The following is a 13,541-nucleotide window of genomic DNA, read 5'->3' as shown; positions in this document are numbered from 1 at the left end:
CAGCGGGTCAGCCGCGCGGCAGGACGGCGTCGATCAGGTGCGGCCCGGGCTCGGCCAGCGCGGCGCGGAACTGCTCGGCCAGCTCCTCGGCGGTGGTGGCCCGGGTCGCCGGCACGCCCATCCCGGTGGCCAGCGCGACGAAGTCCAGCGCCGGCCCGCCCAGGTCCAGCAGCTTCCCGGCGCGCTCCCCGCCGCCGGCCGCACCGACGCTCTCCAGCTCGCTGGCCAGGATCGCGTAGGCGCTGTTGTCGCAGATGACCGTGGTGACGTCGAGCCCCTCGCGGGCCTGGGTCCACAGCGCCTGGATGGTGTACATCGCGCTGCCGTCGGCCTGCAGCGAGACCACCGGCCGGTCCGGACAGGCCACCGCGGCGCCGACGGCCACCGGCATCCCCTGCCCGATCGCGCCGCCGGTGAGGGTCAGCCAGTCGTGCGCCGGCGCTCCGACGGTCGCCATGGGGAGGAAGTAGCCGCTGGTCAGCGCCTCGTCGACGACGATCGCCCGCTCGGGCAGCAATGCGCCGACCACCTCGGCCAGGGCCTTGATGTCCAGCTCCCCGGTGGGCAGGTCCGGACGGCGGGCCTCGGCCAGCTCCGGAGTCGCGTCCGGTGCGGTCGACTCGGCCAGGGCCTGCAGCGCCGCGACGGCGTCCTCGCCCGGGGCGGCCAGCACGTGCACCGAGCAGCCCTCGGGCAGCAGCCGGCCGTCCATGCCGGGGTAGCCGAAGAACGCCACCGGCTCCACGGCACCGACCAGAACGAGGTGCTCGACGCCGTCCAGCTGCTTGCGGGCGCCCTCGGGCGGATACGGCAGCTTGAGCACGTCGGGCCGCCCGGCCCCGCGCTGCATCCGCGCCGGCGACCGCTGGGACAGCAGCCGGGTACCGGTGCCCGCGGCGACCTGGGCAGCGGCCCGCAGCCCGGGCTCGAGCACCGCGTCGCCGCCGAGGAAGAGCAAGGTCGAGCCGCCGAGCACCCCGGCCACCTCCTCAACCACGGAGGCGGGCACCTGCGGGGCCGGGCGCCGGGACGGGACGGCGGCCACCGCGGCGCCGTCGCTCCAGGAGACGTCGGCCGGCAGCACCAGACTGGCCACCTGGCCGCGGGCGGCGGCGGCGATCGCGTCGGCGGTGTCCGCACCCACCTCGCTGGTGGCCAGCGACCGGCGCACCCACCCGGACACCGTGCCGGCCAGCGCGTCGATGTCGGACTCCAGCGGCGCGTCCAGCCGCTTGTGGGTCAGTGCGTGGTCGCCGATGACGTTGACCAGCGGCGTCCGTGCCCGGCGGGCGTTGTGCAGGTTGGCGATCCCGTTGCCCAGCCCCGGCCCCAGGTGCAGCAGCGTGGCCGCCGGCGAGCCGGTCATCCGCGCGTATCCGTCGGCGGCGCCGGTGGCGACCCCCTCGAACAGGGTGAGCACGGCCCGCATCTCCGGGACGTCGTCCAGGGCGGCGACGAAGTGCATCTCCGAGGTGCCGGGGTTGGCGAAGCAGACGTCCACCCCGCCGTCGACCAGGGTGCGGATGACTGCCTGCGCGCCGTTCACGGGACCTCCCGACCAGGGCCGCACTCCGGCGGGCGACCTCCCCGGCAGCCTCGCACGGGGGCTCCCGCTGGGCGATCCGACTGCGGCAGGATCACCGGCATGGCCGCTGACCTGGTCGCCGAGGTGCGCGCCGCGCTGCGGGCGGCGGCCGACCCCGAGCGGGGCCGCGGCATGCAGGCCTACCTGAAGACGGCGCAACCCTGCCTCGGGGTGCGGCTGCCCGAGGTCCGCCGGATCGTCCGGGCCGCCGCGCAGACGCACCCACCGGACGTCGAACGGGCCGCCGGTCAGCTGTGGCGGGAGGCGACCGTCCGGGAGGAGCGCCATGCCGCCATCGCGCTCACCGGCCTGCCCGTCGCCCGCGGCGCCCTGGAGCTGCTGCCGCTGTACGAGGAGATGATCACCACCGGCGCGTGGTGGGACCTGGTCGACGGGGTCCAGCCCCGGGTCCGCGATCTGCTGCTCGCCCACCCGGCGCGGCTGCGGCCGGTGCTGCAGGGCTGGGCGCGCGACCCGGACCGGTGGCTGCGGCGCAGCGCGGTCATCGCCCAGCTCGGCGCCAAGGAGCGCACCGACACCGCGCTGCTCGCCGAGGTGATCGAGGTCAACGCCGCCGACCCGGAGTTCTTCGTCCGCAAGGCGATCGGCTGGGCGCTGCGCGAGCACACCAAGACCGACCCCGACTGGGTGCGCCGGTTCCTGGCCGAGCACGAGCTCAGCCCGCTCTCCCGCCGGGAGGCGGCCAAGCACCTGGGCTGATCAGGCGGCCGACCCGCAACAGTCGCACTCCCCGGCGCACTCCCCCGCCGACCGCCAGGACCTCACCGACCGCCAGGACAGCACCGACCACCGGGACTCCGCCGACAGCACCGACCCGATCGACAGCCAGGACGCCGCCGACCCGATCGACGTGCTCGACCCGATGCTGAACAGCGAGCAGGACGAGCCGATGCTGCCGATCGACAGCACCGAGCCGACGCTGCCGATGGACAGCACCGACCCGGTCGAGCCGATCGACAGCACCGAGCCCTTCGACCAGAGCGAGCCCCACGAGCGCCTGCGTCTCATGCGGGCCTTCCTATCGCGGTCAGAAGGTGAGGACCAGACGTCCCCGCACGCCGCCGGCCTCGAGCCGGCGGTGGGCCTCCGCGGCCTTCGCCGCCGGGAAGGTGTGCGCCACCCGGAGGGTGATCTCGCCGTTCTCCACCTGCTCGCGCAGCCGGTCCAGCTTGGCGTGCTCCTCGGCGTAGTCGCGGACCATCACCGGGAAGACCCGCAGGTCGCGCTGCCCGTCGCCGCGGTAGCCACGGACGGTCGCGACGGCCCCGCCGTCCTTGACCGCGGGCAGCACGGCGGCGTCCTGCACCGAGCCGTCGGCCAGCCCGTCGACGCCGTCGGGGAACTGCTCGCGGATCCGGTCGGCGACGTCATCCCCCCGCCGGACGACGACGTCGGCACCCAGGTCGCGCACCAGCTGCTCGTCCTCGGGCTTGGCGTCGGCCACCACGGTCAGCCCCTCGGTCTTGGCCAGCTGGACGACGTAGCCGCCGAAGGCCCCGGCCGCGCCGGTCACCGCGAGCACCTGTCCCGGCTGCAGAGACATCCGGTCCAGGGCGAGCCGGGCGGTGAGGCCGTTCATCGGCAGCGTGGCCGCCGCGGCGTGGCCGACGCCCTCGGGGACGCGGGCGATGGAGCCGGCGGGCAGCACGACGTCCTCGCGGTAGCCGCCGTGCGCACCGGTCGGGACGACGATGCCCATCACGTGCTCACCGACGTGGATGTCGGTGTCGGCGCCCTCCCCGATCTCGGCAAGCACCCCGGCGACGTCCATCCCCGGCACGTAGGGGGGCTCCTTGACCGGGTCACGCTGGGCGTAGGTGCCGTTGCGGCTGTAGGTGTCGGTCGGGTTGACCGCCGCCGCCATCACCCGCACGCGCACCTGCCCCGGGCCCAGCGGCTCCCGGGGGACGTCGACCAGGCGCAGGGCCTCCGGACCACCGAACTCCGTCACTCCTGCAGCTCTCATTCCCGGTGCAAGGCGCCCACCCGCCCCGCTGTTCCACCCGCCCCCCAGCCCCCGGCCCCACCAAAATGGCCATTCTGGTGGGGCCGGGGGGACGGGTCAGCGCTTGCTGGCGTACTCCTTGAGCAGGCCGCGGCTGATGATCGTCTTCTGGATCTCGCTGGTGCCCTCGCCGATCAGCAGGAACGGCGCCTCGCGCATCAGCCGCTCGATCTCGTACTCCTTGGAGTAGCCGTAGCCGCCGTGGATGCGGAAGGACTCCTGCGTGACCTCGCTGGCGAACTCGCTGGCCAGCAACTTGGCCATGCCGGCCTCGACGTCGAAGCGTTCGCCGGAGTCCTTCAGCCGGGCCGCGCGCACCATCATCGTGTGGGCCGCCTCGACCTTGGTGCCCATCTCGGCGAGCTTGAAGGCGATGGCCTGGTGCTGGGCGATCGGCTTGCCGAAGGTCTCCCGCTGCTGGGCGTACTCGATGGCCAGCTCGAAGGCCCGGATCGCGACCCCGCAGCCACGGGCCGCGACGTTCACCCGACCGACCTCGACGCCGTCCATCATCTGGTAGAAGCCGCGGCCGGGCTGCCCGCCCAGGATCTTGTCCGCGCCGATCCGGAACCCGTCGAAGCTGGCGTCGGTGGTGTCGATGCCCTTGTAGCCCATCTTGTCGATGCGGCCCGGGATGGAGAACCCGGGCAGTCGCTCACCCAGGCCCGGGGTCTTCTCCACCAGGAACGTGGTCATGTTCTTGTACGGGGAGTCGCTCCCCTCGTCGGTCTTGACCAGGAAGGCGACCAGGGTGGCGTTCTCGCCGTTGGTCAGCCACGTCTTCGAGCCGTTGATGACGTACTCGTCGCCGTCGCGGGTGGCCTTCGTCCGGATCGCCGCGACGTCGCTGCCCAGCTCCGGCTCGGACATCGAGAACGCGCCGCGCAGGTCGCCGGTGGCCATCCGCGGGAGGTAATCGGCCTGCTGTTCCGGGGTGCCGTGCTGGGTGATCAGGTGCGCCATGATGAAGTGCGTGTTGATGACGCCGGAGACGCTCATCCAGCCGCGCGCGATCTCCTCGGCGACCAGGGCGTAGGTCAGCAGCGACTCCCCCAGCCCGCCGAACTCCTCGGGGATGGTCAGCCCGAAGATCCCCATCTCCGCCAGGCCCTCGACGATCTCGGTCGGGTAGACGTCCCCGTGCTCCAGCTCCTGGGCCCTGGGGATGATCTCCTTGTCCACGAAGCTGCGGACCGTCGACAGGATCTCGGTCTGGACGTCGGTCAGGTCCGCGGTCTGGGCCAGGCGGGTCATGCGCACACTCCTCGGGACGACGGTGTCTCGGTTACTGGCGAGTACGTCGCGAGTATGGAGCACGCCCGGCCCCGTCCTCCGGCGTCCCGGCCGCACAGCTGTGGCGGTTACCGTCGCGGCGGTGAAGCACCGTCGCCGCCTCCTCGTCCCCGCCGCCGTGGCCCTCCTGACGCTGGCCGGGTGCGGGACAGCCGAGGACGCCGACGACGGTGCGGCCGCCCCGGGCACCGCCGGACCCGCCCAGAACACTGCGGAACCCGCCCCGGCCGACGCAGCCGCCGCAGCGGCGGCGGCAGCCGACCCGGCCGCCGCGCAGGACCCGGCCGAGGCGATCGTGGCCACCGCCCTGCGGGCCGCCGACCTGCCGGAGGGCTGGTCGGTGCAGGCCAACCCCGTCCCCACGGACGCCGACCTGGCGGGGAACCCGAGCCTCGACGGCATCTGCGGCTATCCGTTCACCTCCGAGTCGCAGCGGACGGCGAAGCAGCCGGTGGTGGGCCTGGACCCCGCCGGCACCGCGCAGCTGTCGTCGGAGGCGATCGCCTACGCGACCCCGGCCGCGGCGACGACCGCCGTGCAGGAGCTGGTCCAGGCGTTCGGCGGCTGCCCGGCCGAGGAGTACACGTTCGAGCCGGGCCCGAGCGCGGAGGGCCTGGCCGCCAACAGCGTCGTCTTCCAGTACCGCCTCGCCGACGGCACGACCCAGGTCACCCTCGCCCAGGCGCGGGGGCAGGTGCTCTCGGTACTGGTCGGCGAGGACCCGGAGGTCACCGCCGCCGCCGGCCGGTCGATCGCCACCCGCATCGCCGCGTTGCCTGCCGCGGCCATCGGCGCCTGACCGGCACACTGACGCCGTGAGCCAGGACGACTTCTACCGCGGGGACCCGCCGCCGTCGTACGGCGCCCCGCCGGGGTACGGACCCCGCGCGTACGGACCTCCCGGACCGCCCGCGTACGGGCCTCCGGGGTACGGCCCTCCCGGGTACGGCCGCACTGCCTACGGCCCCGGCTGGCAGCGGCCGACCAACCAGCTCGCGATCGTGGCCCTGTTCACCGCCTTCGTGTTCGCCCCGGTCGGCCTGGTGCTCGGCCTGGTGGCCGGCCGGCAGGTCCGGCGGACCGGCGAGAGAGGCGGCGGCCTGGCGGTGGTCGCCGTGATCGTCGGCGGCATCGTCACGACCTTCATGGTCATCGGGCTGGTGGCCTACATCTGGGTGCTCGCCTCCATCAGCGACGGCGCGTTCGCCCCCTGAAGAAGGACCCCGTCCTCCTCACCCCTCGCGAGCTCGGGGCGAGCCTCGGGACGGGGCCGTCCACGAGCCAGTGCAGAGACGGGTCAGCCCTCCGGCGGGGTGAAGGTCGAGGTGCGGGACATCCCGGCCGCGCGGCCCTTGCCGGCGATCACCAGCGCCATCTTCCGGCTGGCCTCGTCGATCATCTCGTCGCCGAGCATCGCCGAGCCCTTCTTGCCGCCGGCCTCCGACGTCGCCCACTCGTAGGCGTCCAGGATGAGCTCGGCGTGGTCGAAGTCCTCCTGGGACGGCGCGTAGATCTCGTTCGCCGCGTCGATCTGCCCCGGGTGCAGCACCCACTTGCCGTCGAAGCCGAGCACCGCCGAGCGCTTGGCCACCTCCTCGAACGCCGGCACGTCGCGCACCTGCAGGAAGGGGCCGTCGATGGCCTGCACGCCGCGGGCGCGGGCGGCCATCAGGATCGTCATCAGGATGTGGTGGAAGGGGTCGCCCGGGTAGTCGGGGTGCAGGGCGCCCACGACGAGCGACTTCATGTTGATGCTGGCCATGAAGTCGGCCGGGCCGAAGATGATCGTCTCGATCCGGTCGCTGGCGAAGGCGATGTCGTTGACGTTGATCAGGCCCTGCGCCGTCTCGATCTGCGCCTCGATGCCGATCCGCCCGACCTCGAGCCCGTTGCTCTTCTCGATCTGGGTGAGCAGCAGGTCCAGCGCCTTCACCTGGGCGGCGTCGGCGACCTTGGGCAGCATGATGCAGTCGAGCTCGGCGCCGGCGCCCTCCACGACCTCGACCACGTCGCGGTAGGTCCACTCCGTCGTCCAGTCGTTGACCCGGACGGTGCGGATCTTCTCGCCCCAGCCGCCCTCGTTCAGCGCCGCGACGATGTTCTTCCGCGCGCCCGGCTTGGCCAGCGGAGCGCAGGCGTCCTCGAGGTCCAGGAAGACCTGGTCGGCGGGGAGGCTCTTGGCCTTCTCCAGGAACCGGGGGTTGCTGCCCGGGACGGCGAGGTTGGAACGACGGGATCGGAGCTCGGCCACGGTGCCTCCGCTGCTGGTCGACGTTGGTTACCGGAGAGTAGCGACGCTGCTCCGCGACTCCTCGGCCCCCGCGTGGTCATCGTGGAACGGCGGCCGTCATCGGCGTGTCGAGCAGCCGTTCGCCGATGGTCGACAGCGGCGGAGCCACGCGGACGGCTACGGTCGTTCCGTGGGTCCGGACCCCTTGGTGACGCAAGGAAGCGAGGGGGCACCGGCGGCGGCAGAGGTCGAGCAGCTGTACCGAGAAGCGTCCCGGGGCGCACCGCTGGGTGAGCCACCTGAGGTCGCCGCAGTCTTCGCGGCGCTGTACGGCGCGCTCCTCCCCCGACCGGACCTGCTCACCACCTCGCTGCGCGCGGACGGGCGACTGGTCGGTTTCGCCTACGGCCACCCGTGGCACTGGCCCGAGCAGTCCGACCCGTGGGGACGCCAGCTCCGCACACGCCTCGATGTGGCGGCGGACCTGCTGGAGGGCAGCTTCGCGGTCTGCCTGCTGGTCGTCGACCCGAGCCGCCGTCGGCAGGGGCTCGGCGCGGCGCTGCTGGACACGCTGCTGGCCGAGACCCGGGAGCGTGCGTGGCTGATGACCCGCGACGAGCCCACGCCTGCGCTGGCTCTCTACGAGCAGCGCGGCTGGCGCCGGATCGGCCACGGTCCGGATGCGCCGAACGGGCGCCCTGGCCTCGTCCTGCTGCACGACTGACAGCTGGATCGGCTCGGGTCCGCTGAACGACCCGCTCCTCCGGTTGATCATCGGCGAACGGCGGCCACCGTCGGCGTGTCGAGCAGCCGCTCGCCGATGATCAACAACGCCTCGGGTCAGACCGGATCAGCCTCCGGTGTCGGGCGCCCGGCCCGGATCACCAGGGCCACCCCGATCACGACGGCGATCATCCCCGGCAGCGCCAGCAGCGGCGGCACCTGCTGCAGCAGCACCAGCGCGACCAGCAACGCGCCCGGCACCTCCAGCAGCACCGCCAGCCCGACCACCGTCGGGCCCACCGAGGAGAGCACCAGGTTCAGCAGCGTGTGCCCGAGCAGCTGCGCGCAGACGGTGATCGCCGCGATCAGCCACCAGTCCCGCGCGCTGAACCCGGCCAGCGGCACCCCGACGACCAGCGCGGCGAGGGCCAGGACGGCCGCGCAGGTCGAGTAGCAGATGACGGCGTAGGCCGAGGTGGTCAGCCGCTCCCGCGCCCGGGCCCCGGCGAGCATGTAGCCGCCGGCGCAGATCGCCCCCAGCAGCGCGAGCCCGTCGCCGGCCAGCGCCGTCCAGGAGACCGTGACGTCGACCCCGGCGATCAGCGCGGCGCCGAACACCGCCAGGGCCAGCCCCCACCACACCTGCCGGGGCAGGTGGACGCCGGAGACGCGGGCGGCCAGCGCCGTCCAGATCGGCGTCGTGGTCACCAGCGCGGTGGAGGCGGCGACCGTCGTCATCGACAGGCTGGGCAGCCAGGCGGCGAAGTGGGCGGCCAGGAACAGCCCGGCGACGACGGAACTCACCAGCTGCCGGGGTCGCAGCCCGGTCAGCGTCGCGCGCTCGCGCAGCAGCAGCACCGGCAGCAGCAGGATGGCACCGGCGGCGTTGCGCCAGAAGGCGATCGCCAGGAACGAGGTCGCGACCATGGCGGTGAGCGGGCCGGAGAACGACACCCCGATGACGGCCACCGCCATCAGCGCGACGTCCCGGCCACCCGGCCGGTGCACCGCCCAGGGCGACACCGACGGGGCGGTGGCGCCCACCGCGCGCGCCGCTGACCGGGGCGGGGCGGCGGGATCGGTCACCGCGCCGGGACCCGGATCGTGCCGCTGGCGATCGGCAGCACGGTGCCCGCGACGGTGGCCGCGGTGGCGGCACCGTCGGCGGTGGTGACCGTGCAGGACAGCACCGAGGGGCGGCCGAGCTGCTCGCCCTGCCGGACCGTGTACTGCGCCGTCCCGTCCGCCGGCACCAGGCCGGCCGCGGCCAGCCAGACACCCGCGCCCAGCGCCGCCGAACCGGTGGCCGGGTCCTCGCCCCAGCGCAGGTCGCCGGCGAACACCCGGGCGTAGGCGGTGGCCGTGCCGGCGTCCCAGCTGAGCACCGAGACGCCCTCCCCCACGCCGAGCAGGTCCAGCGCGCCCTGGTCCGGGCGCGCCCGGTCGACCGCGCCCGGCTGCACCGCCAGGTACGCGAAGGGCAGGCCGCAGCCGGCCACGTGCACCGGCGAGTCGGCCAGGTCCGCGGCGGACAGCCCCAGCGCAGCGGCCAGGGCGGCGGGGTCCGGCCCCGGGTCCAGGGTCGGCCGACCGCCGCCGAGGGTCGCCCCGGCGACGTCCACCGTCAGGTCCAGGACGCCGACGCCGCACTCCTGGCGCACCCGGCCGGCCGGCAGCCGCCCGGTGCGCACCAGCGTGTGCGCGGCCCCGACGCTGGGGTGCCCGGCGAAGGGCAGCTCGGCGAACGGCGTGAAGATCCGCACCCGGTAGTCGGCGTCCGGGGCGGTGGGTGCGCAGAGGAACGAGGTCTCCGAGAGGTGGAACTCGAAGGCCAGCGCCTGGCACTGCTCGGTGGTCAGCTCGTCGGCGTCGAACACCACCGCCAGCGGGTTGCCCGCGTAGGGCTGGGGCGCGAACACGTCCACGACCTCGTAGCTGAGTCGATCGGGTCCCGGGGCCGCCACGAAGGCGACGGTAGCCTTCCGCTTCGGTGGCCGGGTTGCCGAGGTCACCGCATCGGCTGGTCACGGGACCGACGCAGCACCGAGGAGGGCCAGTGACGACGGTGACGAGGGCCTACGTGTCCCGGGTGGCCGGGTTGACCGTCTTCGACCCCAACGGCGACCGGGTGGGCAAGGTCCGCGACGTGCTCATCGCACTGCGGGTCGGCACCGCCGCGCCGCGCGTGCTGGGCCTCATCGTCGAGGTGGTGCCGCGCCGCCGGATCTTCTGCCCGATGGGCCGGGTCACCGGCGTGGACTCCGCCTCGGTGCGGCTGTCCTCGGGCACGGTCAACCTCAAGCGCTTCGAGCAGCGGGCCGGGGAGACCCTGGTGCTGGGCGAGCTGCTGGACCGGCGGGTGACCATCCAGGAGTCCGACCGGCCGGCCGCCGTCGTCGACGCCGCGATCGAGCAGACCCGGACCGGTGACTGGGTCGTCTCCCGCCTCGCCGTCCAGGAGCCGGGCCGGCTGGGCCGCCGCGGGCAGCTGCACCAGCTGGCGTGGGACGAGGTCAGCGGGCTGGCCCTGCCCGAGACCGGGCAGAGCGCCGAGACGCTGATCGCCACCTACCGCGAGCTCAACGCCGCCGACGCAGCGCACGCGCTGCAGGAGCTGCCGATCAAGCGGCGGCACGAGGTCGCCGAGGCGATGGACGACCCCCGGCTCGCCGACGTGCTCGGTGAGCTGCCGGAGGCCGACCAGATCACCATCCTGGGCACCCTGAAGGAACGGCGGGCCGCCGACGTCCTGGAGGAGATGGACCCCGACGACGCCGCCGACCTGCTGGCCGAGCTCTCCACCCTCGACCGGGACCGGCTGCTCGAGCTGATGGAGCCGGACGAGGCCGAGCCGGTGCGCCAGCTGCTGAAGTACTCCGAGGACACCGCCGGCGGGATGATGACGAGCGAGCCGGTGATCCTCGCCCCCGACGCGACGATCGCCGAGGCGCTGGCCCGGGTCCGCACCCCCGAGCTCTCCCCGGCGCTGGCCAGCCAGGTCTACGTCTGCCGGCCGCCCTCGGCCACGCCGACCGGGCGGTACCTGGGGCTGGCGCACATCCAGCGACTGCTGCGCGAACCGCCGTCCGGGCTGGTCAGCGGGGTGCTGGACGACCTGGAGCCGCTGCGCCCGGAGACGCCGCTGACCGAGGTCACCCGCTACTTCGCGACGTACAACCTGGTCGCGGCGCCGGTGGTCGACCCGCAGGGCCGGCTGGTGGGCGCGGTCAGCGTCGACGACGTCCTGGACCACCTGCTGCCCGAGGACTGGCGCGAGAGGTCCCGGCGTGGCTGAGGCCGAGCGGCGCGCCGACCTGCGGCTGGACCAGCCACGCACCGCCCGGGGCATCGGCAGCTTCCTGCGACTGGACCCCGACGCGGTCGGCCGGTTCGCCGAGGGGATCGCCCGGTTCCTGGGCACCGGCCGGTTCCTCGCGGTGCAGACGATCCTCGTGATCGTCTGGATCGCGCTGAACGTGGTCGCGGTCGACCTGCGCTGGGACCCCTACCCGTTCATCCTGCTGAACCTGGCCTTCTCCACCCAGGCCGCCTACGCCGCACCGCTGATCCTGCTCGCGCAGAACCGGCAGGCCGACCGCGACCGGATCCAGGCCGAGGAGGACCGCAACCGCGCGGCGCAGACCCGCGCCGACACCGAGTACCTGGCCCGGGAGCTGGCCTCGCTGCGGGTGTCGGTCGGCGAGCTGGCCACCCGCGACTTCATCCGCGGCGAGCTCAACCGGCTGGTGCCCGAGGACCCGGACGACGAGGCCGCCGAGCGCAAGAAGAAGAACAAGAAGCGCCGCGAGGCGGCGGCCGACCCCGTCGGCTGACGCGTCAGTCGCGGAGGGCGGCGAGCGCGGCGGTGACCGGGTCGCCGCCGGCGGTGTCGACGACGGTGTGCCGGTCGTGCCACTGGTCGACCCGCCGGGCCCGCACCTGCTCCCAGGTCGGGAGGACGTGGCCGGGGAGGTCGGCGGGACGCTCCTCGACCCGGCGCCGGTGCTCGGCCCGGTCGGTGCAGATCAGCCGCACCCAGTGCACCGGGATCCCGTGCCGGATCGCCAGGTCCCGGAACGGCCGGCGGGCGGCGGCGACGTCGAAGACCGCGTCGACCAGCACGTCGGTGCCGGCGGTCAGGCAGGTGTCGGCGGCGGCCAGCGCCAGGTCGTAGCCGTGCGCGCCGACCTCGTCCGGGGTGGGCACCAGGCCCTGCCGGAGCAGGGCGACCTCGAAGGCGTCGACCCGCAGGTGGGCCGCGCCCAGCGCGGCGGCCACTTCTCGGGCGACCGTCGTCTTGCCGACCCCGGGCAGCCCGCCCACCACGATGAGCACCCGCTCAGCCCAGCAGGTCGCGCAGCAGACCGAGGAGCACCGCGGCCACCCCGGTGAGCGGGAGCGTCAGCGCCGCGGCCTCCAGTCGGGTGCGCAGGTCACGGGCCAGGACGACGACGAGCACCAGGGCGATGACGACGTCGACCACCGCCTGCACCGGGTGGTCACCGGCGTCGGCCAGCGCACCACCGCCCAGGGTGATGCCGGCGGCCATCGCCAGCAGGGCTCCCGACAGCCACCCCGAGCCCCGGGTCGCCACGTGCGCCGCCACGGCGGTGGCCGGCACCGCGGTGGCCGACAGCACCAGCCAGGCGACCAGCAGCCGGACCGACCAGCCGAAGTCCAGGACCAGCGCGGCCCACGCGTAGTAGGCCACCGTCATCGCCGCGAAGAACACCCCGGAGCGGAGCGCGGCGGCGGAGAGCGAGGGCGCCGACCAGCCGATCAGGGCCACGACCAGCACCCAGGCGGCGGGGTAGGAGCCGAGGTCGGCCGCCCACCGCCACCCCGACTCGTCACCCGCCTTGGCCGCGGCGCCGGTCAGCACCCCGGCGAGCAGGGCCAGCGCCAGGGGTGCCCGCCGACGGGCCGGTGCCTCGATCGTCGCCGTCACGGCACCGATCGTGCCGCCGCCGTCCGCCCGCCTGCGTCCGCCGCGCCGCACGTCGTGATCAGCTGCACACCAAGCAAGCTTGCACATTGTGCAGCGAACCGCGCATCCTGAGCGCGTGACCGAGCGAGGGCTGCGCGAGCGGAAGAAGGCCGACACCCGGGCCGCGCTGGCCGCGGCGACCCTCCGGCTGGCGATCGAGCTCGGCTGGGAGAACGTCACCGTCGAGGCCATCGCGGCAGCGGCCGACGTCTCCTACCGGACGTTCTTCAACCACTTCTCCGCCAAGGAGGAGGCGCTGCTCTTCCCGGCCGGCGCCGACCAGCCGCGGCTGTCCGCGCGGCTGCGGGCTCAGCCCCCCGGCGCGGGGGCGCTCGCCGCCGCCCGCGCCGCGCTGCACGCGGACCTCACCGCGCTGGAGGCCGACGCCGCGGCGCTGCACGACCGGATCACCGTCATCGCCGGCACCCCTGCACTGCTCCCCCGGCTGGTGGAGATCGGCGCGGCCGACGAGCGGGAGGTCGCGGTGGCGATCGCCGAGCGCACCGGCCAGGACGCCGGGACCGACCTGTACCCCGGTCTGCTCGCCGCCGTGCTGTCCGCCGCCGTCCGGGTGACCTTCTCCCGCTGGCACGTCCAGCGCGGCGCCGTCCCGCTCACCGCCCTGCTCGACGAGGCGCTCGACGCACTGGCCGCCGGCCTGCCCGAGCCCGGCCGCTGACCTCCCCGTTCCCGACCG

16 protein-coding genes are annotated in these 13,541 nt (G+C 74.3%); 7 read left to right on the top strand and 9 right to left on the bottom strand.

Annotation, left to right across the window (positions count from 1 at the left end):
• Positions 1-7 precede the first annotated feature (7 nt).
• On the bottom strand, positions 8-1,546 hold the full coding sequence (locus IN07_RS17025; RefSeq protein WP_036337591.1) for an acetolactate synthase large subunit: 1,539 nt from the start codon (positions 1,544-1,546) through the stop codon (positions 8-10).
• Between the two features lie 99 nt (positions 1,547-1,645).
• On the opposite strand from IN07_RS17025, the gene IN07_RS17020 reads away from it, so the two are divergent.
• Positions 1,646-2,305 (top strand): DNA alkylation repair protein, encoded by a 660-nt coding sequence (locus IN07_RS17020; RefSeq protein ID WP_036337590.1) that lies wholly within the window; start codon positions 1,646-1,648, stop codon positions 2,303-2,305.
• Here IN07_RS17020 and IN07_RS17015 read toward each other — a convergent pair whose 3' ends face one another.
• From IN07_RS17015 to IN07_RS17005, 3 genes are all read right to left on the bottom strand, one after another.
• On the bottom strand, positions 2,306-2,614 hold the full coding sequence (locus IN07_RS17015; protein WP_052091393.1) for a hypothetical protein: 309 nt from the start codon (positions 2,612-2,614) through the stop codon (positions 2,306-2,308). It lies immediately after the preceding gene.
• Positions 2,615-2,633: 19 nt separating this feature from the next.
• Positions 2,634-3,557, bottom strand: coding sequence for a quinone oxidoreductase family protein (locus IN07_RS17010; RefSeq protein WP_231558435.1), 924 nt, complete (start codon positions 3,555-3,557; stop codon positions 2,634-2,636).
• 111 nt (positions 3,558-3,668) lie between these two features.
• A complete protein-coding gene (locus IN07_RS17005) occupies positions 3,669-4,865 on the bottom strand; it encodes an acyl-CoA dehydrogenase family protein (RefSeq protein WP_036337584.1) in 1,197 nt (398 codons plus the stop codon).
• Between the two features lie 121 nt (positions 4,866-4,986).
• Here IN07_RS17005 and IN07_RS24120 point away from each other — a divergent pair, with 121 nt between their 5' ends.
• Together IN07_RS24120 and IN07_RS16995 are read left to right on the top strand one after the other, a co-directional pair.
• Positions 4,987-5,703, top strand: a complete 717-nt coding sequence (locus IN07_RS24120) for a hypothetical protein (RefSeq protein WP_052091392.1) — start codon at positions 4,987-4,989, stop codon at positions 5,701-5,703.
• A 16-nt stretch (positions 5,704-5,719) separates the two neighbouring features.
• Positions 5,720-6,118: a DUF4190 domain-containing protein gene (locus IN07_RS16995; protein ID WP_036337582.1), complete on the top strand. Its 399-nt coding sequence runs from the start codon at positions 5,720-5,722 to the stop codon at positions 6,116-6,118.
• Positions 6,119-6,201: 83 nt separating this feature from the next.
• Here the strand turns inward: IN07_RS16995 and IN07_RS16990 are convergent, their stop codons facing one another.
• On the bottom strand, positions 6,202-7,155 hold the full coding sequence (locus IN07_RS16990) for an HpcH/HpaI aldolase/citrate lyase family protein (RefSeq protein WP_036337579.1): 954 nt from the start codon (positions 7,153-7,155) through the stop codon (positions 6,202-6,204).
• 187 nt (positions 7,156-7,342) lie between these two features.
• Here IN07_RS16990 and IN07_RS16985 point away from each other — a divergent pair, with 187 nt between their 5' ends.
• Positions 7,343-7,858 (top strand): GNAT family N-acetyltransferase, encoded by a 516-nt coding sequence (locus tag IN07_RS16985; RefSeq protein ID WP_052091391.1) that lies wholly within the window; start codon positions 7,343-7,345, stop codon positions 7,856-7,858.
• A gap of 116 nt (positions 7,859-7,974) precedes the next feature.
• Here the strand turns inward: IN07_RS16985 and IN07_RS16980 are convergent, their stop codons facing one another.
• Positions 7,975-8,943 carry a DMT family transporter gene (locus IN07_RS16980; protein WP_036337578.1) on the bottom strand — a complete coding sequence of 323 codons (969 nt, stop codon included), beginning with the start codon at positions 8,941-8,943 and terminating at the stop codon, positions 7,975-7,977.
• A complete protein-coding gene (locus tag IN07_RS16975) occupies positions 8,940-9,821 on the bottom strand; it encodes a PhzF family phenazine biosynthesis protein (protein ID WP_036337736.1) in 882 nt (293 codons plus the stop codon). Before IN07_RS16975 ends, IN07_RS16980 begins: the two co-directional genes overlap by 4 nt.
• A 92-nt stretch (positions 9,822-9,913) precedes the next feature.
• Here IN07_RS16975 and IN07_RS16970 point away from each other — a divergent pair, with 92 nt between their 5' ends.
• A complete protein-coding gene (locus IN07_RS16970) occupies positions 9,914-11,152 on the top strand; it encodes a magnesium transporter MgtE N-terminal domain-containing protein (protein ID WP_036337575.1) in 1,239 nt (412 codons plus the stop codon).
• A complete protein-coding gene (locus IN07_RS16965) occupies positions 11,145-11,690 on the top strand; it encodes a DUF1003 domain-containing protein (RefSeq protein ID WP_052091390.1) in 546 nt (181 codons plus the stop codon). Before IN07_RS16970 ends, IN07_RS16965 begins: the two co-directional genes overlap by 8 nt.
• Before the next feature lie 4 nt (positions 11,691-11,694).
• Here IN07_RS16965 and IN07_RS16960 read toward each other — a convergent pair whose 3' ends face one another.
• Together IN07_RS16960 and IN07_RS16955 are read right to left on the bottom strand one after the other, a co-directional pair.
• Positions 11,695-12,192, bottom strand: coding sequence for an AAA family ATPase (locus IN07_RS16960; RefSeq protein WP_036337573.1), 498 nt, complete (start codon positions 12,190-12,192; stop codon positions 11,695-11,697).
• A 4-nt stretch (positions 12,193-12,196) separates the two neighbouring features.
• On the bottom strand, positions 12,197-12,805 hold the full coding sequence (locus tag IN07_RS16955; RefSeq protein WP_156119250.1) for a DUF6518 family protein: 609 nt from the start codon (positions 12,803-12,805) through the stop codon (positions 12,197-12,199).
• A gap of 115 nt (positions 12,806-12,920) precedes the next feature.
• On the opposite strand from IN07_RS16955, the gene IN07_RS16950 reads away from it, so the two are divergent.
• A complete protein-coding gene (locus IN07_RS16950; protein WP_036337568.1) occupies positions 12,921-13,523 on the top strand; it encodes an acyl-CoA-like ligand-binding transcription factor in 603 nt (200 codons plus the stop codon).
• Positions 13,524-13,541: the final 18 nt, after the last annotated feature.

The sequence above is a fragment of the Modestobacter caceresii genome (assembly GCF_000761485.1).
In the GTDB taxonomy this organism is placed as follows: Bacteria; Actinomycetota; Actinomycetes; order Mycobacteriales; family Geodermatophilaceae; genus Modestobacter; species Modestobacter caceresii.
Note: the sequence above shows the minus strand (reverse complement) of the source record. Positions and strands in the feature narration are given on the sequence as shown.